Annotated in this window: 20 protein-coding genes; 10 read left to right on the top strand and 10 right to left on the bottom strand. The window is 71.0% G+C overall.

Features of this window, described 5'->3' with window-relative positions; genetic code table 11:
• Positions 1–13 precede the first annotated feature (13 nt).
• Complete coding sequence (locus HA039_RS21465; RefSeq protein WP_167032472.1) at positions 14–577, bottom strand: acyl-CoA thioesterase; 564 nt, start codon at positions 575–577, stop codon at positions 14–16.
• Between the two features lie 130 nt (positions 578–707).
• Here HA039_RS21465 and HA039_RS21460 point away from each other — a divergent pair, with 130 nt between their 5' ends.
• From HA039_RS21460 to HA039_RS21440, 5 genes are all read left to right on the top strand, one after another.
• On the top strand, positions 708–1,937 hold the full coding sequence (locus tag HA039_RS21460) for an LCP family protein (RefSeq protein ID WP_167032470.1): 1,230 nt from the start codon (positions 708–710) through the stop codon (positions 1,935–1,937).
• A 214-nt stretch (positions 1,938–2,151) separates the two neighbouring features.
• Positions 2,152–2,409, top strand: a complete 258-nt coding sequence (locus tag HA039_RS21455; protein WP_167032468.1) for a hypothetical protein — start codon at positions 2,152–2,154, stop codon at positions 2,407–2,409.
• Positions 2,384–2,914, top strand: a complete 531-nt coding sequence (locus HA039_RS21450) for a DUF6879 family protein (RefSeq protein ID WP_167032466.1) — start codon at positions 2,384–2,386, stop codon at positions 2,912–2,914. Before HA039_RS21455 ends, HA039_RS21450 begins: the two co-directional genes overlap by 26 nt.
• 26 nt (positions 2,915–2,940) lie before the next feature.
• Entirely contained in the window at positions 2,941–3,789 is an 849-nt protein-coding gene (locus HA039_RS21445) for a helix-turn-helix domain-containing protein (RefSeq protein WP_167032464.1), read from the top strand.
• A gap of 221 nt (positions 3,790–4,010) precedes the next feature.
• The gene (locus HA039_RS21440; protein WP_167032462.1) at positions 4,011–5,120 is read left to right on the top strand and encodes a methyltransferase domain-containing protein; all 1,110 of its coding nucleotides are present in this window, start codon (positions 4,011–4,013) and stop codon (positions 5,118–5,120) included.
• A gap of 75 nt (positions 5,121–5,195) precedes the next feature.
• Here HA039_RS21440 and HA039_RS21435 read toward each other — a convergent pair whose 3' ends face one another.
• Positions 5,196–6,368 carry an acyl-CoA dehydrogenase family protein gene (locus HA039_RS21435; protein ID WP_167037295.1) on the bottom strand — a complete coding sequence of 391 codons (1,173 nt, stop codon included), beginning with the start codon at positions 6,366–6,368 and terminating at the stop codon, positions 5,196–5,198.
• Between the two features lie 219 nt (positions 6,369–6,587).
• Here HA039_RS21435 and HA039_RS21430 point away from each other — a divergent pair, with 219 nt between their 5' ends.
• Positions 6,588–7,934 (top strand): UDP-glucose dehydrogenase family protein, encoded by a 1,347-nt coding sequence (locus tag HA039_RS21430; RefSeq protein WP_167032460.1) that lies wholly within the window; start codon positions 6,588–6,590, stop codon positions 7,932–7,934.
• An 82-nt stretch (positions 7,935–8,016) separates the two neighbouring features.
• Here the strand turns inward: HA039_RS21430 and HA039_RS21425 are convergent, their stop codons facing one another.
• The gene (locus HA039_RS21425) at positions 8,017–9,180 is read right to left on the bottom strand and encodes a dipeptidase (RefSeq protein ID WP_167032458.1); all 1,164 of its coding nucleotides are present in this window, start codon (positions 9,178–9,180) and stop codon (positions 8,017–8,019) included.
• A gap of 457 nt (positions 9,181–9,637) precedes the next feature.
• Between HA039_RS21425 and HA039_RS21420 the strand changes: the two genes are divergently transcribed.
• Both HA039_RS21420 and HA039_RS34150 read left to right on the top strand, forming a co-directional pair.
• Positions 9,638–10,432, top strand: a complete 795-nt coding sequence (locus HA039_RS21420) for a response regulator transcription factor (RefSeq protein ID WP_167032456.1) — start codon at positions 9,638–9,640, stop codon at positions 10,430–10,432.
• The gene (locus HA039_RS34150) at positions 10,422–12,452 is read left to right on the top strand and encodes a sensor histidine kinase (RefSeq protein ID WP_243869642.1); all 2,031 of its coding nucleotides are present in this window, start codon (positions 10,422–10,424) and stop codon (positions 12,450–12,452) included. Before HA039_RS21420 ends, HA039_RS34150 begins: the two co-directional genes overlap by 11 nt.
• A gap of 253 nt (positions 12,453–12,705) precedes the next feature.
• Here the strand turns inward: HA039_RS34150 and HA039_RS21410 are convergent, their stop codons facing one another.
• From HA039_RS21410 to HA039_RS21400, 3 genes are read right to left on the bottom strand one after another with little or no spacing between them, the layout of a single operon-like run.
• The gene (locus HA039_RS21410; RefSeq protein ID WP_208298680.1) at positions 12,706–13,908 is read right to left on the bottom strand and encodes a dipeptidase; all 1,203 of its coding nucleotides are present in this window, start codon (positions 13,906–13,908) and stop codon (positions 12,706–12,708) included.
• On the bottom strand, positions 13,905–14,429 hold the full coding sequence (purE, locus tag HA039_RS21405) for a 5-(carboxyamino)imidazole ribonucleotide mutase (RefSeq protein ID WP_167032454.1): 525 nt from the start codon (positions 14,427–14,429) through the stop codon (positions 13,905–13,907). The genes HA039_RS21410 and purE overlap by 4 nt, the downstream gene beginning before the upstream one ends.
• A complete protein-coding gene (locus tag HA039_RS21400) occupies positions 14,426–15,544 on the bottom strand; it encodes a 5-(carboxyamino)imidazole ribonucleotide synthase (protein WP_243870202.1) in 1,119 nt (372 codons plus the stop codon). The genes purE and HA039_RS21400 overlap by 4 nt, the downstream gene beginning before the upstream one ends.
• A gap of 287 nt (positions 15,545–15,831) precedes the next feature.
• On the opposite strand from HA039_RS21400, the gene HA039_RS21395 reads away from it, so the two are divergent.
• Complete coding sequence (locus HA039_RS21395; RefSeq protein WP_167032450.1) at positions 15,832–16,329, top strand: GtrA family protein; 498 nt, start codon at positions 15,832–15,834, stop codon at positions 16,327–16,329.
• Between the two features lie 14 nt (positions 16,330–16,343).
• Here HA039_RS21395 and HA039_RS21390 read toward each other — a convergent pair whose 3' ends face one another.
• The 4 genes from HA039_RS21390 to HA039_RS21375 form a co-directional block, all read right to left on the bottom strand.
• Positions 16,344–17,636 carry an ATP-binding protein gene (locus tag HA039_RS21390; protein WP_167032448.1) on the bottom strand — a complete coding sequence of 431 codons (1,293 nt, stop codon included), beginning with the start codon at positions 17,634–17,636 and terminating at the stop codon, positions 16,344–16,346.
• 5 nt (positions 17,637–17,641) lie between these two features.
• A complete protein-coding gene (locus tag HA039_RS21385; protein WP_167032446.1) occupies positions 17,642–18,319 on the bottom strand; it encodes a response regulator transcription factor in 678 nt (225 codons plus the stop codon).
• A 180-nt stretch (positions 18,320–18,499) separates the two neighbouring features.
• Entirely contained in the window at positions 18,500–18,991 is a 492-nt protein-coding gene (locus HA039_RS21380) for an ATP-binding protein (RefSeq protein WP_167032443.1), read from the bottom strand.
• 284 nt (positions 18,992–19,275) lie between these two features.
• On the bottom strand, positions 19,276–19,644 hold the full coding sequence (locus HA039_RS21375) for an STAS domain-containing protein (RefSeq protein WP_167032441.1): 369 nt from the start codon (positions 19,642–19,644) through the stop codon (positions 19,276–19,278).
• A gap of 278 nt (positions 19,645–19,922) precedes the next feature.
• Between HA039_RS21375 and HA039_RS21370 the strand changes: the two genes are divergently transcribed.
• Entirely contained in the window at positions 19,923–20,819 is an 897-nt protein-coding gene (locus HA039_RS21370; protein ID WP_167032439.1) for an RNA polymerase sigma factor SigF, read from the top strand.
• Positions 20,820–21,426: the final 607 nt, after the last annotated feature.

Below are 21,426 nucleotides of genomic sequence, written 5' to 3'. Positions count from 1 at the left end.
CCTCGGCCGGCGGTCAGTTCTCCCGCGCCTCGCGCGTGTCGTCGAAGCCCTCGGCCGCGCGCTTCTCGCGCAGTTCCTTGATCGCGCGGCGCCGGGCGAGCCGGTGCGTACGGCGGATCTGCGCCTCCTGGTAGCGGCGCCGGTCCCGTTCGGTCTCCGGGACCACCGGCGGTACGGGGCGGGGCCTGCCGTCCGCGTCGACGGCGGCGAAGACGAGGTACGCGGTGCCGACCTGGGTCGCGGGCGTCGACTCGTTCCAGCGCTCGGCCATGACCCGTACGCCGACCTCCATGCTGGAGCGGCCGGTCCAGTTGACCTGGGCGCGTACGTGGACGAGGTCGCCGACCCTGACCGGCTCCAGGAAGACCATCTCGTCCATGGAGGCGGTGACGGCGGGGCCGCCGGAGTGCCGGCCCGCGACGGCGCCCGCCGCGTCGTCCACGAGCTTCATGATCACGCCGCCGTGCACCGTACCCAGCAGATTGGTGTCGCTGCCGGTCATGATGTGGCTGAGCGTGGTCCGGGACGCGGAGGTCGGTTTCCCGGGAAGGTCCGGACGGTCCGGCTGGGCTGTCATGCCCTCCACCCTATGTGGGAGGTCTGTGGCGTTCCGATACGGGTCGCATTGCATCAGCTTGGCAACAGGGCCGACCCGATTCCCCATCCTCCCTGTCAGCGGCCGGGCACGGCCCGGCACACTGGCTGACATGAACGAGTGGCCCGAGGGGCGGAACGGCGAGAGCGGCGGGCGTTACGGACGCGGCAGTACGGGCGCGCAGCCCGAGGGCGCCCGCGCGATGCCCCACGTACAGGCACCGCAGGGCGTACCCCAGCAGCAGGGGTACGACAGCGGCTACAACACGGGCCAGGTCTACGGCTCGCCCGCGGGGGGCGCGGGCGGCGGTGGCCGGGGCGGTTATCCCCCGCCCCCGGCGGGATCCGCGCCGCGGCAGGCGCCGGACTGGCGGCGCCGGCTCAAGATCGGCTCGCTGGTGCTGGTCGTCGCGGTCCTCGGTGTCTCCATCGGCACGTACTTCTGGGCGGACGGCAAGCTCAAGCGCGAGGTCGACCTGTCGCAGGTCATCGACCGCCCGGCGCAGGGCGACGGCACGAACTACCTGATCGTCGGCTCGGACAGCCGCGAGGGCATGTCGTCGGAGGAGAAGAAGGACCTCCACACCGGCTCGGCCGAGGGCAAGCGCACCGACTCGATGATGATCCTGCACACGGGGTCGAACGGTCCGACGCTGATCTCGCTGCCGCGTGACTCGGACGTGACGATCCCGTCGTTCAAGGGCTCGGAGTCGGGCAAGCTGTTCCCGGCCCAGCCGAACCAGCACAAGAAGCTGAACGCGGCCTACGCCGAGGACGGCCCTACCCTGCTGGTCCGCACCGTCGAGGCCAAGACCGGCCTGCGGATCGACCACTACGTCGAGATCGGCTTCGCCGGCTTCGCCAACATCGTGGACTCGATCGGCGGGGTGGAGCTCGACATCCCGAAGGCCTTCAAGGACAAGAAGTCCGGCGCGGACTTCAAGGCGGGCAAGCAGACCCTGGACGGCGAGCAGTCGCTGGCGTTCGTCCGGACGCGGTACGCGTTCGCGGGCAGTGACCTGGACCGTACGAAGAACCAGCAGAAGTTCCTCGCGGCCCTGGCCTCCCAGACGGCGACCCCGGGCACGGTCCTCAACCCGTTCAAGTTCTACCCGACCATGGGCTCGGGCCTGGACACCCTGATCGTGGACAAGGACATGTCCCTGTACTCGCTCGGCAAGATGTTCTTCGCGATGAAGGGCGTCACGGGCGGCGACGGCACGTCGATGAACATCCCGCTCGCGGGCAGCTCGGGCGGCAACCTGCTCTGGGACACGGCGAAGGTCAAGGAACTGGTGAACCAGCTCAACAACGACGAAAAGGTCACGGTCAAGGGCAACTGACCCGACCACCACACCGCGCGGAACCACCGCAGGGGCACCCGAACCGGGCGCCCCTGCGGCACGTTGAGCGGCGGCTCGGTGGCCACGCCCGATTGCGGGCCGCACGGGAGCGTCGGTCGCCTGCTGCGGGGCCCGGCTGCCCTCTTGACGTCCAAGCGGTTCAGGGATGACGCTCGTGCAAGTTGGCGTAAGCCCCTCAACGCCGGAGGCAGTCATGGCACTACGGTTCATCGGAATCGATCCAGACACCGGGCAGCAGGGCTCCCCCACGGTATGGGTGGACGAGGAGAAGGGAGAGCTGGTGCTCCAGGGCTGGCGGCCGGACGAGAAGCTGGAGGCGGAGTGCGCGCTGTTCGAGCTTCCCGGGCACGCTCCGGGCATCCCGCCGCACGAAGCCGTGATTCGGATTCCGGCCCGCATGGTGCCGATGCTCAGGGAGGCGTGCGATGTCGCAGAACGAGCCGGGCTTTGACGAGCTGCTGGCCGCGGCCGAGCGCTCCGCCGTACACCTGGAGATGCGCGACTCGTACGGCGTCGGGGACGAAGCCGACGACTTCGAGACCTGGAAGCGCACCGGCCGGCGCGACATCGAACCGACGTCCTCCTACTGGACGCCGTGGGTTGATCTGGTTCGGAGCACGGTCGCCCGAGGCGTGGTGGTCCGCCGCGCTCGGGTCGTGTCGGAACCGGTGACCGATTACATCCGGTACGAGCACGCGGGCACGGTGGTCAACCTGCACGCCGGGGAACGGGTTCGCTGGCTGCCGAGGCGGCGCGCTTCGGACATCGCGCTTCCCGGAAACGACTGCTGGGTGTTCGACGGAGCGATCGTGCTCTTCAACCACTTCTCCGGTGAGGGGGACTGGTCCGAGCCGGGCTGGGAGGTTCGTTCCGAACCCGCGGTGGCAGGACTGGCCTCGGCTGCGTTCGAGGCGGTCTGGGAACGCGGCATCCCGCACGAGAACTACACGGTCTGACCCGACGGAGAACGAAGAGCCCACTCATGTCCGCATCCCCCTCCTCCAGCGCCCAGGCCGCCCGTGAAGCCATCGCCGCCCGCCTCGGGGACCTGCGCAAGGACGCGGAGCTGACCGGGCATGAGCTGGCTCTCCGGTGCGGGTGGAGTCCTGCGAAGTCGTCCCGCATCGAGCGGGCGAAGACACCCGCGTCGGCCGCGGACATCCGCGCCTGGTGCGAAGCGTGCGGTGCGGTGGACCAGACGGACGACCTGATCGCGGCGAACCGCCAGGCCGACCAGATGTACGTCCACTGGCAGAAGCTGCACCGGCACGGCATGCGCCGGGCCCAGGAGGAAGTTGTTCCGCTGTACGAGCGGACCCGCCACTTCCGTGTGTACTGCTCGAACGTGGTACCGGGCATACTCCAAACCGAGGCGTACGCAGCCGCCCTGCTGTCCACGATCGCCGCGTTCCAGGGCACCCCCGACGACTCCGATACGGCGGCTGCCTCCCGGGTCGAGCGCTCACGCGTCCTGCATGAAGGGGACCACCGGTTCGCCCTGCTCCTGGAAGAGACGGTTCTCCGGTACCGCATCGGTGACGATGCCACCATGGCCGGCCAACTCGGCTACCTGTTGGCGGTCATGGCTCTGCCGAACGTGAGCCTGGGGGTGATCCCCTTCACGGCTCAGCGGCGCGTCTGGCCGTTGGAGGCCTTCTATTTGTTCGACAGCCGGCAAGCGAGCGTCGAGCTGCTGACCGCCGCCGTGAACGTCTCGGCGCCGAGCGAGGTCGCCACCTACGCGAAAGCCTTCTCCGAGCTGTCCAGGATCGCTGTTCACGGCGCTCCCGCACGCGCTCTGATCTCGGAATCGATCACCCGTCTCGGATAGTCCGCACGCAAGGTCGTGCAAGAACGTGGACCAAGACCTTCGTCGGTTCGTAGCGTCGTTGTCGTGACCATCCGCACTCAACGGGAAGCGAGTCCGAGATGAGCAAGAAGGGTGGAAGCCACTCCGGGACGCCGGACACCTCCAGCAGCGACGGCCACCGGGACAAGCCGCCGGGGCCGACCCGGCCCTACGAGCCGCCGCCCAAGAAGAAGTGAGGCTCGATGACAACACAGCAGCGGCTTGTTCGGAGCCTCGTGGGGAAGGGCGCGCTGCCACCGGAGTGGCGCGACGCCGTGGCGTCGGTGGATCGGGCGCTGTTCATTCCTGAGGTGATCGTCGGTGGTGATTTCGCCGAGGACCCGGAGGAATGGTTACGGATCGTCTACGCGGACAGGCCGGTCGTGACCCAGGTCAACGACGGGCACCCCGCGCCCGACGATGCCTTCCGGTTGCCCACGTCGTCCTCGTCCATGCCGTCGGTCATGCTCGAAATGCTCGCCCTGCTGGACGTACGGGACGGGCATCGCGTTCTGGAGATCGGCACCGGTACCGGCTACCACGCCGCATGGCTCTCCCACCGCTTGGGCGAGACCCGGGTGACCAGTGTGGAGGTGGACGAACAGGTGCTGTCCCTGGCCGAGGCGAATCTGAAGCGGGCCGGGTTCCGGCCGACGACGATTCTCGGTGACGGCCGCGACGGGCATCGCGAAGGAGCGCCGTACGACCGGATCGTCTGCACCTGCACGATGCGTGACGTGCCTGGAGCGTGGTTGGAGCAGTGTCCGGACGGGCGGATCGTCACGCCCTGGGGGAGCAGTTTCTTCAGCGGCTCGTTCGCCACCCTGGACGTGGTGGACGGGAAGGCCCAGGGCACGTTCTCCGGGTCGCCGGCCTTCATGTGGGATCGCGCCCACCGGGGCGGGGCCGGGCGTATCGCGGACCTGTACCGCGCGGAGGAAGGGGTGAAGGGGACGACGGACATCCCGCCGCAGAATGTTGTCCAGGACGATCCGGCCTTCTTCATCGGCCTGACCCTCACCGACGCGTGGTTCCGGTGGTGCGAGGCCGACGACAACAGTGGGGAAGCCACCTTGTGGTTCTTCGCCGACGACGGCGCGTCATGGGCGACGGTGGAGTACGTCCCGGACTCGGAGACGTACGAGGTGGAGCAGTACGGCTCGCGGGCGCTGTGGGACGACGTACGCGAGGCGTTCCTTCAGTGGCACGACCTGGGGACGCCGGAGCGCGCCCGCTTCGGGCTGTCGGTGGACGGGGACGGGCAGCGGGTCTGGATGGACGACCCACACCACGTCGTCGGCCGACGGCGGTAGGCCGGTCACAAGCGGGCGGTACGCGATACCGCCCGCTTGCCCTTGGTGGACAGCGTTCGAGCCGCCGCGTCGCCGTTACGGGAGGTTGCGGGCCATGACGATGCGCTGGATCTGGTTGGTGCCTTCGTAGATTTGCGTGATTTTCGCGTCGCGCATCATGCGTTCCACCGGGTAGTCGCGGGTGTAGCCGTAGCCGCCGAGGAGTTGGACCGCGTCCGTGGTGATCTCCATGGCCGCGTCCGAGGCGAAGCACTTGGCCGCCGCGCCGAAGAAGGTCAGGTCCTCCTTGGTGCCGCCCGCCGTGACGCGTTCCGAGCGGGCCGCCGCCGCGTAGGTGAGCTGGCGGGCCGCTTCGAGCTTCATCGCCATGTCGGCCAGCATGAACTGGACGCCCTGGAAGTCGGCGACGGGCTTGCCGAACTGCTTGCGTTCCTGGACGTACCCCTTCGCGTAGTCCAGGGCGCCCTGGGCGATGCCGAGGGCCTGGGCCGCGATGGTGATGCGGGTGTGGTCCAGGGTCTTCATCGCGGTGGCGAAGCCCGTACCCTCCGCGCCGATGAGGCGGTCCGCGGGGATGCGGACCTGGTCCAGGTAGACCTCGCGGGTCGGGGAGCCCTTGATGCCGAGCTTCTTCTCCGGGGCGCCGAAGGACACGCCCGGGTCGGACTTCTCGACCACGAAGGCGCTGATGCCCTTGGTGCGCTTCTCGGGGTCGGTGACGGCCATCACCGTGTAGTACTCGGACACACCGGCGTTGGAGATCCAGCGCTTCACGCCGTCGAGGACGTAGTGGTCGCCGTCCCGTACCGCCCGCGTCTTCATCCCGCCCGCGTCCGAGCCCGCGTCCGGCTCGGAGAGGGCGTACGAGAACAGCGCGTCCCCCTTGGCCAGCGGACCCAGGTACTTCTTCTTCAGGTCCGGGGAGCCGGCGAGGATCACCGGCAGCGAGCCCAGCTTGTTCACGGCGGGGATCAGGGAGGACGAGGCGCAGACGCGGGCGACCTCCTCGACGACGATCACGGTGGCGAGCGCGTCGCCGCCCGCGCCCCCGTACTCCTCCGGGACGTGGATGGCGTGCAGGTCGGCCGCGACCAGCGCGTCCAGCGCCTCCTGCGGGAAGCGGGCCTCCTCGTCGACCGCGGCGGCGAACGGGCCGATCTTCGCCTCGGCGAGCGCGCGGACGGTCTCGCGGAGCATGTCGTGCTCCTCGGAGGGGCGGTACAGGTCGAAATCAGCCGATCCGGCCACGGTCATTCACTCCCCAGGGATGCTAACTACCGTTAAGTAACTCGATTTTAGGCGCCTGGTGCCGAAGGGGCCTACGTGAGTTTGACGACAGCCGCGGGCGCGTTCGGTGACGGCGGTCCCGCGACCGCCCCGCACACCTGGAATGCCCCTGCTGAACGCCCGTGACACGCGGCTATGCTCAGGCACCGCACCCCCGCCCGCACCCCCCAGGAGCTCCGCATGGCCCTCAAGATCACCGTGATCGGCACCGGATACCTCGGCGCCACGCACGCCGCGGCCATGGCGGAACTGGGCTTCGAGGTGCTGGCGCTCGACGTGGTGCCCGAGAAGATCGCGATGCTGTCGGCGGGGCGCGTCCCGATGTACGAACCCGGCCTGGAGGAGATGCTCGCCCGGCACGTCGCCGGCGTCGAGGGATCCAGCGGGCGGCTGCGCTTCACGATGGACTGGGCGGAGGTCGCGGAGTTCGGCGACGTGCACTTCGTCTGCGTCAACACCCCGCAGAAGCACGGCGAGTACGCCTGCGACATGAGTTACGTCGACTCCGCGATGGAGAGCCTCGCCAAGCACCTGCACCGGCCGGCGCTGGTGGTCGGCAAGTCCACCGTGCCGGTGGGCAGCGCCGAGCGGATCGCCGCCAGGATCGCCGAGCTGGCCCCGGCGGGCGGGGAGGTGGAGCTCGCCTGGAACCCCGAGTTCCTGCGCGAGGGGTTCGCCGTACAGGACACCCTGCACCCGGACCGGCTGGTCGTCGGGGTGCGCAGCGAGCACGCGGAGCGGGTCCTGCGCGAGGTGTACGCGACGCCGATCGCCGAGGGCTCGCCCTTCGTGGTGACGGACTTCCCCACCGCCGAACTGGTCAAGACGGCCGCGAACTCGTTCCTCGCCACGAAGATCTCCTTCATCAACGCGATGGCCGAGGTCTGCGAGGCGGCGGGCGGGGACGTGCAGAAGCTCGCGGAGGCGCTCGGGTACGACGAGCGGATCGGGAACAAGTTCCTGCGGGCCGGCATCGGCTTCGGCGGGGGCTGCCTGCCGAAGGACATCCGCGCGTTCATGGCGCGCGCCGGGGAGCTGGGCGCCGACCAGGCGCTGACCTTCCTGCGCGAGGTCGACTCGATCAACATGCGCCGCCGCCGCGACATGGTGGAGCTGGCCCGCGAGGCCGTGGGCGGCGACTCGTCGTTCCTCGGGAAGCGGGTCGCGGTGCTGGGCGCGACCTTCAAGCCGGACTCGGACGACGTACGGGACTCCCCCGCGCTGAACGTCGCCGGGCAGATCCACCTCCAGGGCGGCCAGGTGACGGTGTACGACCCCAAGGGCATGGAGAACGCCAAGCGGCTGTTCCCGACGCTCGGGTACGCGGACTCCGCGCTGGAGGCGGTACGGGGCGCCGATGTCGTCCTGCACCTCACGGAGTGGCGGGAGTTCCGGGAGCTGGACCCGGCGGCCCTGGGCGCGGCGGCGTCGCGCCGGCTGATCCTGGACGGCCGCAACGCCCTGGACCCGCGGGTGTGGCGCGCGGCGGGCTGGACGTACCGGGCCATGGGACGCCCCCGCGCCTGAGGTGGGGGCGGGGGCGTAGGGCGGGGGCCCGGAGGTGGGGGTCGGCGCGTGGCTCCGGTCCTTGGGCACGCGCCGCGTGGGGTCATCTGCCGTCCAGGTCCTCCATGGTGGCGCTCGACGGGCCTCGGCGCTGTTGCGCCGCGCGGGCCGCGAACTCCACGTCCCGTACCACCCGCGCCGCGTTGCCCCAGGTCAGGGCCGCCAGATCGGTCTCGTCCCAGCCCCGGTCGAACAGTTCCGCGATCAGCGCGGGGTAGCGGGAGCTGTCCTCCAGCCCGGCGGTACGAGGGGTGTCGGCGGCCAGGCCGTACGTCCCCGACAGGCCCACGCACTCCGGGCCCGCCACCTTCCGTACGTGCTCGACATGGTCGGCGACGTCCCGGACAGACGGCCGGCCCGCGGCACGGACGACCTGTTCCGGGGCGAAGCTCACCATGCAGACGCCGTGGTTGGCGGGGAGCAGCGCCAGGACGTCGTCGGCGACGTTGGCCGGGTGGTCGGTCAGGGCGCCGGCCGCCGAACGCGACAGCAGGACGGGCGCCTTCGCGACCGCGAGCCCGGCGCGCATCGTCGCGCCGGAGGTGCCCGACAGGTCGACAAGTACGCCGAGGCGGTTCATCTCCCTGACCATCTCCTGGCCGAAGCGGGTCAGCCCGTCGGCCGCCCAGCCGGCGCCGGCGAGCGCGACACACCGGACGCCGAGCGCGTGGTAGCCGCGCAGGGTGCCGATGGAGTCGCCCAGGGCGTACCCGGCGACCGGGCCGAGGAACGAGGCCACCCGGCCGCAGTTGCGGGCGTCGGACAGGTCACCGGCGTTCAGCGCGAGCCGCAGGCCTTCCGGGCAGTCGGAGATCAGTGACCGCAGGAGGTCGATCAGCTCCAGGGTGGAGCTGATCGCGCGGTTCTGGTCGGCGGCCTGTCCGGGGACGACCAGGGACCAGAACTGTCCCCCGACGCCGCCCGCGCGGATCCGCGGGATGTCGGTGTCGAGCGCCGCCTCGCCCAGCTCCAGGTCGTGCGGGCTCATGTGCCGGAGCGCCTGGGCCAGGCTGTTGTGGCCGTCGATGACGGGGTGGGCGGCGAGCAGCGCCCGGGCCCGCTCGTCGGAGCCGACCCGGGGGTCGACCACGTCGAAGGGGGTCGCGTCGACGGGGGTCGTGTCGACGGCGTCGGCCGGGGCCGTGTCCGGTGGGGTGGACGGGGCGGTCGTGGTGTCGGTGTACGGATCGTCCTGCAAATCTGCCATTACGAGGCTCCGGGGTCGTCGGTGACGGCAGTCAGGCCACCGTGTCACGGGACCGGCCGGGGGTCGCGGCGGACGGGGCGTTCGGGGGTACGGGGGGCTGCGGGGAGCTGTGCGGGGGGCCTGCGCGGGGGCTGCGGGGGCGTGGTTCGGGGGCTGCGAGGCCGTGGTGCGGGCGGGGGTGTGCGGCCGCCTGCGGGTGCGGGGCGGGGGGCTGCCCTGTGCGGCCGCCGTGCGGGTGGGTGCGGCATGCCTCCGAGCCGTCGAGCCGACGGGGCTGGGACGGACACGTGCGGGTGCGGGGGCGGGTGGGGCCGTGGGGGTGGGCGGTGAGGGGTGGGGGGGTACGCCCGGCGGAATGTCAGAGACTTGTCAGGGAACGGTGTGGCGCTCGTGGTCCGCGGGTCGGGGGGACCCCTCGCGGGCCTCCTGGGCGGCGCCCGTTCCTAGACTCGTTCGCATGTGCGCGTACGTGGTGGTCGCCGAGGACGACAAGAAGCAGGCCGAGCTGGTCCGCCGCTACCTGGAGCGGGAGGGCCACGACGTGGTGGTCGTGCACGACGGCAGGGCCGCGCTGGAACAGGTACGGCACCGGCCCCCGGACCTCCTCGTCCTGGACGTGATGATGCCCAAGGTCGACGGTCTCGACGTGTGCCGGATCCTGCGGACCGAGTCCGACCTGCCGGTGCTGATGCTCACCGCGCGCTCCACCGAGGACGACCTGCTGCTGGGGCTCGACCTGGGGGCGGACGACTACATGACCAAGCCGTTCAGCCCGCGCGAGCTGATGGCGCGGATCCGTTCGCTGCTGCGCAGGAGCGCCCGTACGGTTGCCGCCGCGCCGGCCCCCGACCCCGTCCTGACCGTCGGGGCGCTGCGGGTCGACCCCGGGCGGCACGAGGTGTGGGCGCACGGCCGGCGGATCGAGTGCACTCCGGGCGAGTTCCGGCTGCTGGAGGTGCTGGCGGAGCGGCCTGGGCAGGTCTTCACGCGCGCGCAGATCCTGGAGCAGCTGCACGGCTTCGACCGCTACATCACGTCGCGGACGGTGGACGTGCACGTCATGAACCTCCGGAAGAAGATCGAGCCCCATCCGCGCCGGGCGCGCACGCTGGTCACGGTGTACGGGGTGGGGTACAAGCTGGCGGACGGGGAGGCCGCGGGGGCGGGGACAGGGGCCGGCGCTGGTGAGGGGGGCGCCCGTGGGGACGGTGGCGGGTCCGGGGGCGCCGAGGGGGGCTTCCGTGTGGCGTAGGGAGCCGGCCGCCGGTGGCCGGGACGTACCGCTGCGCCGGAGCCTGTTGCTGCGGCTGTTGGCGGTGACCGTCCTCGTCTCCGTGTGCTCGGTCGCCGCGACCGCGTGGGTGGTCGTCCGGACGACGGCGGTCGCGATCCAGAAGGAGCAGGGCCAGGCCCTCGCGGACGACGCGAAGATCTACGACCACCTTCTCGGGTACGCGGCGACCCATCCGAACTGGGCCGGGGTCGGCCCCACGGTCGCGGCCCTCGCCGACGACACCAACCACCGCATCGTGCTGCTCCAGGGCGAGGTGCCGGTCGCCGACTCCGCGCCCGTACGGGGACACCCGTACCGGCCTCCGTCGAAGCCGACCGCCGTCGTCAACCCGCTGTCGGTCAGCCCGGAACTGTCACGGACCGGGTCGGCCGACCGGATCGACCCGCGCGCGGTGGGGCCCTTCCGGCTGACGGGGAAGGAACGTACGGCCTTGCGGGAGGCCGCGTCGCGGACCGTGAAGTGCCTGAGCGACACGTGGGGCGTCACCGCCCAGATCACGAACGAGCCCAACGGCCGCCCGCGCCTGGTGGTCCCGAACGGCGACGACGCCAACGCCTCCGGGCAGCGCTGCGCCAACACGGCGCTGGACGCCTCGACGCGGACGGAGACGCGGGCGCTGGGGGCGCTGAGCACGCTGGTCGACAAGTGCCTGGACCGGGTGCACGCGGAGCCGGTGGTGCTGGCCAGGGACTACACGTGGTCGCCGATGTCCCAGGCGCCCACGTCGGCGCCGGGGGCCGCCCGCGTGGTGCCGAGTGACGCGACGCGGGTGGCTCCGGGGTGGGGAGGGGTTCCGGGGGCGGGCGGGGTTCCTGGTACGGGCCGGGTTCCTGGTACGGGGCCGGGTGGCGCGGCGGAGGCGGTGGCCACGCCGCGTGCGAGCCCGCCTCAGGACACGGCTGCCGCCCCCGCTCCGGTCAAGGCGCCCTCCGACGCCAACACCTCGCTCGTCAACACCTGCGTCAGCACGAGCCGCGCCGAGCAGCTGGCACCGTACGTGGCGCCCTCCGCGCTCCTGTACGTCAGCAGTCCCGCCCGCGCGGCCACGACGTTCTTCGACCTGTCGGCGGGGAATCGGGCGCGGATCGCCGGGGGCGCGGCGCTGGTCCTGCTGGTGACCGTCACGGTCACCACCCTGGCGGGCATCCGGCTCGTACGGCCCCTCCGGGCCCTGACCCACGCGGCCCGGCGCATGGAGGGCGGCGACACGGCCGCGCGCGTGCGGGTGACGGGCGGCGACGAACTGGCGCGCCTCGCGGTCGCGTTCAACTCCATGTCGGAGCGGCGCGAGCAACTGGAGTCCGTACGCAAGGCGATGGTCAGCGACGTCGCGCACGAGCTGCGGACGCCGCTGAGCAACATCCGCGGGTGGCTGGAGGCGGCGGAGGACGGGGTGGTCGCGCACGACCAGGTCCTGCTGACCTCGCTGCTGGAGGAGGCGCTGCTGCTCCAGCACGTCATCGACGACCTGCGGGATCTGTCGGCGGCGGACGCGGGTGAGTTGCGGCTGCGGAAGGAGTGGGTGGACGTGGGGGACCTGCTGGCGCAGACGGCGGTGGCGCACCGCGCGAGCGCGGAACAGGCGGGGGTGGCGCTCTCGGTCGCGGGGTCCCCGCTGGGGCTGTTGTTGGAAGCGGATCCGGTGCGGCTGCGGCAGGCGTTGGGGAACCTGGTCTCGAACGCGATCCGGCACACCCCGCGGGGTGGTGAGGTCACGCTCCGGGCGCGGGTGGAGGGGCTTCGGGTGCTGATCGAGGTCGAGGACACGGGGAGTGGGATTGCTCCGGACGAGCTTCCGCATGTCTTCGACCGGTTCTGGCGGGCGGAGAAGTCCCGGAGTCGGGGGACGGGAGGGAGTGGGTTGGGGCTGTCCATCGTGCGGAAGTTGGCGGAGGCGCATGGGGGTGTGGTGAGCGCGTCGAGTTCTTTGGGCGTGGGGACGGTGTTCACGCTGACGCTGCCCATGCCGGGTGCGTAGCCGGGGCGCGGGTGGCGACCGCGTTGCGGTCACTGTTGTCCTCAATCGCCGGACAGGCTTGATGGTGCCGCTGCGGGCCGGGTGCGCTGGTGCGGGTTGTCGCCGGGGGCGCGCGCCAAGACAGGCTGGCCCACCCCGGCTTTCCCAGCCCGCACAGCGCCCACCCCAGCCCGTCCGGCGCTTGAGGACGTCCTTGACCCGCGCGGCCCACCGGCCCCGAAGCCCGTCCGGCGCTTGAGGACGTCCGTGGGCGTCAGTGGTCCAGGGTGGGGAGTGTTGCCTGGGAAGGGGGGCGTTCTGTGGACAGTGCTCGCGCTACGTCCTCCGCCGCGCGGAGCACGCGCACCGCGTTCCCCCACGTCAGCTTCGCGACGTCCGCCCGCGACCACCCGCGCGCCAGCAGTTCCGCGATCAGGTTCGGGTAGCCCGCCACGTCGTCCAGCCCCACGGGGGTGAACGGCGTGCCGTCGAAGTCGCCGCCGATGCCGATGTGGTCGACGCCCGCGACCTCGCGCATGTGGTCGAGATGGTCCGCCACCGTCGCCACGGACGCGCGCGGCCGCGGGTTCGCCGCCTCGAACGCCTCGTGGACCTTCATCGCCTCCGCCGTCGTGGCCAGCGGGTGCACCCCGTGCGCGGTCATGTTCGCCTCGGCCGCCGCCGACCACGCCACCGCCTCGGGCAGGACGAACTTCGGGACGAAGGTGACCATCGCGAGGCCCCCGTTCGCGGGGAGGAGCGACAGGACGTCGTCCGGGACGTTGCGGGGATGGTCGCAGACCGCCCGCGCCGACGAGTGCGAGAAGATCACCGGCGCCTCGGTCACCGCGAACGCGTCCCGCATCGTCGTCGCCGCGACGTGCGAGAGGTCGACCAGCATGCCGAGCCGGTTCATCTCCCGGACGACCTCGCGGCCGAACGCCGAGAGACCCCCCACCGACGGCACGTCCGTCGCCGAGTCCGCCCAGGCGAGGTTGTCGTTGTGGGTGAGCGTCATGTAGCGCACGCCCAGCGTGTACAGCGCCCGCAGCGTGGCCAGCGAGTTGTTGATCGACTGGCCGCCCTCCGCGCCCATCAGCGAGGCGATACGGCCCTGCCGGCGGGCCGTCTCCATGTCGTCGGCGGTCAGCGCGCGGACCAGGTCCTGGGGGTAGCGCGCGAGGAGCCGCCCGACGACGTCGATCTGTTCCAGCGTCGCGCTGACCGCGTCGTCCCCGGCCATGTCGGACCTGACGTACACGGACCAGAACTGCGCGCCGACCCCGCCCTTCCGCAGCCGGGGGATGTCGGTGTGCAGATGGGCCGACTGGTCGTCGGCGATGTCGAGGCGGTCGAGGTCGTAACGTACCTGCTCACGCAGCGCCCACGGCAGGTCGTTGTGGCCGTCGACCACGGGAAACTCGGCCAGCAGGTCACGGGCCTCTTCGAGGAAGTCGGTGGAGTCCATGGCGGTCATTTCCCGAAACCGAAGCTGTCCACACCCTGGACCTTGGCGCGCAGCCGCTTGCCCTTGTCCGTCGCCTGCTCGTTGAGCTCCTGGAGGAAGTCCCGCATCCGGGCCTGGAGCTCCGGGTCGTGCGCCGCGAGGATCCGCGCCGCCAGCAGCCCCGCGTTGCGCGCGCCGCCGACCGACACCGTCGCCACCGGGATGCCCGCGGGCATCTGGACGATGGACAGCAGGGAGTCCATGCCGTCGAGGTACTTGAGCGGTACGGGGACGCCGATCACCGGCAGCGGGGTCACCGAGGCGAGCATGCCGGGCAGGTGCGCCGCGCCGCCCGCGCCCGCGACGATGGCGCGCAGGCCGCGGCCGGCCGCGTGCTCGCCGTACGCGATCATCTCGCGCGGCATCCGGTGCGCCGAGACGACGTCGACCTCGTACGGGATCTCGAACTCGTCGAGGGCCTTCGCCGCGGCCTCCATGACGGGCCAGTCGGAGTCCGAACCCATGACCACGCCGACGAGAGGGGTGCTCATTCTGTGATCGTTCCTCGCAGGTATCCGGCGGCGTGGCGGGCGCGCTCCAGCACGTCGTCCAGGTCGTCGCCGTAGGTGTTGACGTGCCCGACCTTGCGGCCGGGCTTCACGTCCTTGCCGTACATGTGGATCTTGAGCTGCGGGTCCCTCGCCATGCAGTGCAGGTACGCCTGGTACATGTCGGGGTAGTCGCCGCCGAGGACATTGCACATGACGGTCCAGGGCGCGCGCGGCCGGGGGTCGCCCAGCGGCAGGTCGAGCACCGCCCGCACGTGGTTGGCGAACTGCGAGGTGATCGCGCCGTCCTGCGTCCAGTGCCCGGAGTTGTGCGGGCGCATGGCCAGCTCGTTGACGAGGATCCGGCCGTCGGCCGTCTCGAACAGCTCGACCGCGAGGTGCCCGACGACGCCCAGTTCCTTGGCGAGGCGCAGGGCGAGCTGCTGGGCCTCGCCCGCCAGCTCGTCGGAGAGGCCGGGCGCGGGCGCGATGACGGTGTCGCAGACCCCGTCGACCTGCTGGGACTCGACGACGGGGTAGGCGACGGCCTGGCCGTGCGGGGAGCGGACGATGTTCGCCGCCAGTTCCCGTACGAAGTCGACCTTCTCCTCGGCGAGGACCGGGACGCCCGCCCGGAAGGGCTGCTCGGCGTCGCGCTCGGACCGTACGACCCACACGCCCTTGCCGTCGTAGCCGCCGCGCACGGTCTTGAGGACGACCGGGAAGCCGCCCACCTCGGCGGCGAAAGCCGCGGCGTCGGCGGGGTCGGCCACGATGCGGTGGCGCGGGCAGGGGGCGCCCAGCTCGGTCAGCCGGGCGCGCATCACGCCCTTGTCCTGGGCGTGGACGAGCGCGTCAGGACCCGGGCGTACGGGAATGCCGTCCGCCTCCAGCGCGCGCAGGTGCTCGATGGGCACGTGCTCGTGGTCGAACGTGATCACGTCACAGCCCCGCGCGAAGTCACGCAGCGTGTCCAGGTCGTGGTAGTCGCCGATGACCACATCGCCGACGACCTGCGCCGCGGAGTCCTGGGGGGTGTCACTGAGGAGCTTGAACCTGAGGCCGAGGGGGATGCCCGCCTCGTGGGTCATACGGGCGAGCTGACCGCCGCCGACCATGCCGACTACCGGGAACGTCACGCCCCCAGGGTATCCGGCGCGCGAAGGGACGGAGTCCGCGAGAGGTCCCGGAGGGGTCGGAGGGGCCGGTGGAGCCGTCGGGAGGGGGCCGCGGAGGGCCTACAGCGCGTCACCGGGGCCCCAGGTGTGTCCTTCCGTGGCCCCCGACATGTCCTTGCGTGGCCCCAGGTGTGTCGTTGGCCACGGTCCCCGGCCACCGTCGGCGGACAGGGTCGCTGGTTAGCATGTCCGGCACAGGGACATCGACCGGACGGGGCTGAACGGGCATGGGCGAACGGGGCGCACTCCGTGTGCGGCTGGACCGGCTCGCGCGCGAGGCCGCCAAGTTCGGTGCGGTGGGCGCCGTGGGGCTGCTGGTCAATCTGGTGGTCTTCAACCTCGTACGGCACAGCACGGACGTACCGGTGGTACGGGCCGGCATCCTCGCCACGGTCGTGGCGATCGTCTTCAACTACGTGGGCTTCCGCCACTTCACGTACCGGGACCGCGACAAGACCCGGCGTACGAAGGAACTGTCGCTGTTCCTGCTGTTCAGCGTGGTCGGCCTGGTGATCGAGAACGGGATCCTCTACGCCGCGACGTACGGGTTCGGCTGGGACACCCCGCTCCAGAGCAACGTGTTCAAGTTCCTGGGCATCGGGGTCGCGACGCTGTTCCGCTTCTGGTCGTACCGCAGCTGGGTGTTCCTGTCCGTGCCGCGGCCGGAGGACGAGGCAGGCGAATCGTTCCTGGAGCGGCGGCCCGCCGATCGGATCCAGAGCTGAGCCGTACGAGCCGCTCAGCGCACCGGGCGGTCGCCGCCGTCGTCGCCCCGCGACGTGTGCGGCGCCTTGCGGGTGCGCGCCTCCCGGCTGAGGAAGAGCGCGAAGACCGGCGGGTGCTGCTGGAGCAGTTCGAGCCGCCCGCCGTCCGCCTCCGCGAGGTCGCGGGCCACGGCCAGGCCGATGCCGGTGGAGTTGCGGCCGCTGATGGACCGCTCGAAGATCCGGGCGCCGAGGTCGGCGGGCACCCCGGGCCCCTCGTCGGTCACCTCGATGACGGACTGGTTGCCGGTGACGCGCGTGCGCAGCGCGACCGTACCGCCGCCGTGCATGAGTGAGTTCTCGATCAGGGCGGCGAGGACCTGGGCGACCGCGCCCGGGGTGCCGACGGCCCGCATGCCGTTGCGGCCCGAACAGACGATCGCCCGCCCGGCGCTGCGGTAGGCGGAGCGCCACTCCTCCAGCTGCTGCTTGACGACCTCGTCGATGTCGAAGGCGACGGCGGAGCCGGTACGGGGGTCGCGCGCGTTGGTGAGCAGCCGCTCCACCACGTCCGTCAGCCGCTCGACCTGCGTGAGCGCGATCGTGGCCTCCTCCTTGACGGTGTCCAGGTCGTCGGTGGCGGAGATCTCCTCCAGCCGCATGGACAGCGCGGTGAGGGGGGTACGGAGCTGGTGCGACGCGTCGGCGGCGAGGCGCCGCTCGGCGGTGAGCATGCGGGCGATCCGCTCGGCGCTGGAGTCGAGGACGTCGGCGACCCGGTCCAGCTCGGGCACCGAGTACCGCTTGTGGCGGGGGCGCGGGTCGCCGGAGCCGAGGCGCTCGGCGGTCTCGGCGAGGTCGGTGAGCGGCGAGGCCAGCTTGTTGGCCTGCCGCACCGCGAGCAGGACGGCGGCGATGACGGCGAGGAGCGCGACCCCGCCGATGATCAGGAGAGTGCGGCCGACCTCACGGGTGACGGAGGAACGGCGCTCCTCGACCACCACCTTCTCGCCCTGCTCGCCGGTCGCCTTGCCCCGGATGACGCTGCCGGTGGGGTGGTCGCCGAACTGGACGGGCGGGTGGCCGGGGATGTCGACCCGGGCGTAGCGGTCCTTGCTGATCTGGTCGGCCAGCATGCCGGGGGTGATGTTCTCGCCGCCGAGGAGGCGGCTGTCGACGATGCTGCCGATCCGGACGGCCTCGTTGTCCACGCTCTCCTGGGCGCTGCTGCTGATGGTGCGGGTCTCGACGATGACGAGCGACACCCCGAACACCGCGATGACGACGAGCACCACCGCGAGCGTGGATTGGATGAGACGACGGCGCAAGGTGCCTAGCTCTTCTCGAAGCGGAAGCCGACGCCCCGTACCGTCGCGATGTACCGGGGGTTCGCCGCGTCGTCGCCGAGCTTCTTGCGCAGCCAGGAGATGTGCATGTCGAGGGTCTTGGTGGACGACCACCACGTGGTGTCCCAGACCTCGCGCATCAGCTGGTCACGGGTGACGACCCGGCCGGCGTCGCGGACCAGGACGCGCAGGAGGTCGAACTCCTTCGCGGTGAGCTGGAGCTCCTCGTCGCCCATCCAGGCGCGGTGCGACTCGACGTCGATCCGCACGCCGTGGGTGGCGGGGGCGGGCGAGGGGTCGGTGGCGCCGCGCCGGAGGAGGGCCCTCACGCGGGCGAGCAGTTCGGCCAGGCGGAACGGCTTGGTCACGTAGTCGTCGGCGCCGGCGTCCAGCCCGACCACGGTGTCCACCTCGTCGGCGCGGGCGGTGAGCACGAGGATCGGCACGGTGTGGCCCTCGGCGCGGAGCCTGCGGGCGACTTCCAGGCCGTCCATTCCGGGCAGACCGAGGTCGAGAACGACCAGGTCGACCCCACCTTGGAGGCCGGCGTCGAGGGCGGTCGGACCGTCTTCGCGGACCTCGACCTCGTAACCCTCCCGACGCAGGGCGCGGGCCAGCGGCTCCGAGATGGATGCGTCGTCCTCGGCGAGCAGTACACGGGTCATGGGGTGATGGTAGTCCGCGCCGGGCGCGCCTTGGGTAGCGATCGCCGGTGCCTGCGGGTCAGGGAGTCGATCCCGCGGGACACCCGCGAATGCGAAGGAAAGGTTCCGCTTCTGCCTGTGGTCCATCTCTCAGGAGCGCGGGGCCTTCGGGGGCGGCCTCTCGTCTTCGCGGGCGGCCTCTCACGAGGGCGGGGCCGCCAGCTCCGCCCAGACCGTCTTGCCCGTCTCGCCGGGGTTCCGTACGACACCCCAGTCGAGGCAGAGCCGCTGGACGATGAACATGCCGTGCCCGCCGGGGCGGCCGGCACGGTGCGGGGTGCGGGGCTCGGGCTGTCCCGCGCCGCGGTCCGAGACCTCCAGGCGCAGCACCTTCGCGTGGGTCGAGACGCGCAGCTCCTCGGGTCCTTCGGCGTGCAGGCACGCGTTCGTGACCAGCTCGGAGACGACCAGCAGGACGTCTTCCGCGGCCGCCCGCCGGTCGGCGGTCGCCGCGGGGAGCCAGCCCCAGTCGTGGAGCGCCTGGCGGGTGAAGTCACGCGCGAGCGGGACGACCCCGCTCGCGTCGGACAGCGCGAGCGCGCGTACCCGCCGGTCGGACGGTGCGGAGGTGTTTCCCGCGTCGTCCGGCTCGGGGCCGAGGTCGCCCGGCGGAGGCTGCCGGGTGGTGCTCATCAGCGCTTCACCTCACCGATTCACCGAATTCCAGTTCGTCATCACAGGTCACTACATCGATTCACTACATCGATCAATACACGCACTGCACGTCACAGACCAGATCGGGGGAGCTGGGTCGGTGGGCCTGCGGGGAGTCTCCTGCCCCTGCCTATCGTGACAACACCCACATCACCGGTGTGAAAGTCACGAGGACCCGTCCGGCCCACGGCGCGGCCGGCGCGGGCGCCGGCGCGACGAGGGAAGTGACGGGGGGAGTAGGGGGTCACGTACCCGTGTCCGCTTCAGTCCGCCAGGGCGTCTTCGACGGAATCATGGAGGGTGAAGACCGCGTCCGCCCCCGTGATCTCGAAGACCCTGGCCACGACGGGCTGCATGCCCGCCAGATGGACCCCGCCGCCGGCGGCGTCCGCCGTAAGGCGGGCACCGAGCAGCACGTTGAGCCCGGTGGAATCGCAGAATTCGAGCTGTGAGCAGTCGATGACCAGGCGTACCCGGCCCTGCTCGAGCGCCGTCTCCAGCGGTACCCGGAGAACGTCCGCCGTGTGGTGGTCCAACTCGCCGGCCGCGGTCACGACCTCGCTCCGGCCCTCGGTCCGAACCTCGACCCGAAGTCGGCCTCGGTTCGCGCTGCCGACCGTCTGCCGGTCCATTCCCGTCCCTCTTCGCGTCTGGTAGCCATCGTCGGAAGTTCGCGCGCGTCGCATGCCGTTGACGCCGGTCGAACATTACGCCTTTCACAGGCCGACCGGTAGCCGAACTCCCCCACAATAAGGGCAAACAGAACAATTAGCACTTGCAACTGTCCATACCGAGCAGGTAGGGCTTGTAGGGACACATTCCACACGACCGGCTTCGGAGGCGCCGCAAACCGCAGCAGCGCGTATTGGCTTCGGCGGCCACATGCCGAGAACGATGGAGGAGACACACCATGGCACCCCGGCTCGACGAACCGCTCGACGAACCGCTCTCCGAAACCCGTACGGGGCACCGTACGGACCTCCGTGCGGACCTCCGCACCGGACTGGAGAGCCTGCCCGAGATCCCACCCTTCGACGCGGTGGGGGCGGTTGATGCCCGGGCCCTGTCCAAGACGCTCTTCGCCCGCCTCGAAGCCCTCGAAGAGGGCACGTACGAGCACGCGTACGTCCGCAACACCCTCGTCGAGCTGAATCTGGCCCTGGTGAAGTTCGCGGCCTCCCGCTTCCGCTCCCGCAGCGAACCGATGGAGGACATCGTCCAGGTCGGCACGATCGGCCTGATCAAGTCCATCGACCGCTTCGAGTTGAGCCGGGGCGTGGAGTTCCCCACGTTCGCGATGCCGACGATCGTCGGCGAGATCAAGCGCTTCTTCCGCGACACGTCGTGGTCGGTACGGGTGCCGCGCAGGCTCCAGGAGCTGCGCCTCGAACTCGCGAAGGCGAGTGACGAGCTGGCGCAGCGCCTCGACCGGGCACCGACCGTGGGCGAGCTGGCCGAGCGGCTGGGCCTCACCCACGACGAGGTGGTCGAGGGGATGACGGCGAGCAACGCGTACACGGCGAGCTCACTGGACGCCCAGCCGACGGAGGACGACGCGGAGGGCTCCCTGTCGGACCGGATCGGCTACGACGACCACGGCCTGGAGGGCATCGAGTACGTCGAGTCGCTCAAGCCCATGATCGCGGAACTCCCCCAGCGGGACCGGCAGATCCTCTCGCTGCGGTTCGTGGCCAACATGACCCAGTCGGAGATCGGCGAGGAACTGGGCATCTCACAGATGCACGTGTCACGCCTGCTCACGCGGACGCTGGACAAACTGCGGGATGGGTTGATGGTGGAGGAGTGAGGGGGGGTGGGTTGGTGGGTGCGGGTTCAAACCAAGACCCGGTCGAGGTCACCGTTCTTGCATTGATCAACCTGGGGGCCGCCCCTTGCTGTTGAGTGTCGCGGTTTCGGGTCGGGCGTCAAGGGCGCTCCTTCGTCGCGTCGGCAAGCCGATTCCGCTTCGCTCCACCCTTGACCCCCGCCCCGAAACCGCAAGTGAAGGCGAGGGGGGCGGCCCGGGGGAGGGGTCCCCCGGGACACTCCGGGAGCGGTTGCCGTTTCTTTCCGGGCTGCGGCTCCGGTTGGGGTTTTGCGCACCACTTGAATGGGGCTGTGCGACTCGGCTCAGCGGCTAGCCGGCCGTCCGCTGACAGGCGTACAAGCACCGTGTCTGAGCTGGGTGGGTGGAGGGGGACAGGCGGGAAGCCTTCCCCCTACCGCCCGGTGATGTGCCCGGGGTACGCACGAACCGAACACAGCACACAAGACTGGGGAGGAAGGGCCGCCAGGAGACTCCCAAGGCAGGGCAAATAGGGCATTCGTCCTGTTGGTGGGGTGGTCTCAACGGTCGGTCGCCACCCACCGGCCATGCGGACATCACACCCGCCCTGGGAGGCTAATGAGGTGGG

It is taken from the genome of Streptomyces liangshanensis (assembly GCF_011694815.1).
Lineage (GTDB): Bacteria > Actinomycetota > Actinomycetes > Streptomycetales > Streptomycetaceae > Streptomyces > Streptomyces liangshanensis.
The sequence above is the reverse complement of the archived record's forward strand: the minus strand, read 5'-3'. Positions and strand labels throughout refer to the sequence as shown.

Coding starts and splice junctions, on each gene's coding strand:
- HA039_RS21410 (WP_208298680.1), bottom strand. CDS start 13,908: ATGACCGCCATGGACTCCACCGACTTCCTCGAAGAGGCCCGTGACCTG.
- HA039_RS21425 (WP_167032458.1), bottom strand. CDS start 9,180: ATGGCAGATTTGCAGGACGATCCGTACACCGACACCACGACCGCCCCG.
- HA039_RS21370 (WP_167032439.1), top strand. CDS start 19,923: ATGGCACCCCGGCTCGACGAACCGCTCGACGAACCGCTCTCCGAAACC.
- purE (WP_167032454.1), bottom strand. CDS start 14,429: ATGAGCACCCCTCTCGTCGGCGTGGTCATGGGTTCGGACTCCGACTGG.
- HA039_RS21455 (WP_167032468.1), top strand. CDS start 2,152: ATGGCACTACGGTTCATCGGAATCGATCCAGACACCGGGCAGCAGGGC.
- HA039_RS21420 (WP_167032456.1), top strand. CDS start 9,638: ATGTGCGCGTACGTGGTGGTCGCCGAGGACGACAAGAAGCAGGCCGAG.
- HA039_RS21380 (WP_167032443.1), bottom strand. CDS start 18,991: ATGAGCACCACCCGGCAGCCTCCGCCGGGCGACCTCGGCCCCGAGCCG.
- HA039_RS21395 (WP_167032450.1), top strand. CDS start 15,832: ATGGGCGAACGGGGCGCACTCCGTGTGCGGCTGGACCGGCTCGCGCGC.
- HA039_RS21450 (WP_167032466.1), top strand. CDS start 2,384: ATGTCGCAGAACGAGCCGGGCTTTGACGAGCTGCTGGCCGCGGCCGAG.
- HA039_RS21375 (WP_167032441.1), bottom strand. CDS start 19,644: ATGGACCGGCAGACGGTCGGCAGCGCGAACCGAGGCCGACTTCGGGTC.
- HA039_RS21460 (WP_167032470.1), top strand. CDS start 708: ATGAACGAGTGGCCCGAGGGGCGGAACGGCGAGAGCGGCGGGCGTTAC.
- HA039_RS21400 (WP_243870202.1), bottom strand. CDS start 15,544: ATGGTCGGCGGCGGTCAGCTCGCCCGTATGACCCACGAGGCGGGCATC.
- HA039_RS21465 (WP_167032472.1), bottom strand. CDS start 577: ATGACAGCCCAGCCGGACCGTCCGGACCTTCCCGGGAAACCGACCTCC.
- HA039_RS21440 (WP_167032462.1), top strand. CDS start 4,011: ATGACAACACAGCAGCGGCTTGTTCGGAGCCTCGTGGGGAAGGGCGCG.
- HA039_RS21430 (WP_167032460.1), top strand. CDS start 6,588: ATGGCCCTCAAGATCACCGTGATCGGCACCGGATACCTCGGCGCCACG.
- HA039_RS21385 (WP_167032446.1), bottom strand. CDS start 18,319: ATGACCCGTGTACTGCTCGCCGAGGACGACGCATCCATCTCGGAGCCG.
- HA039_RS21445 (WP_167032464.1), top strand. CDS start 2,941: ATGTCCGCATCCCCCTCCTCCAGCGCCCAGGCCGCCCGTGAAGCCATC.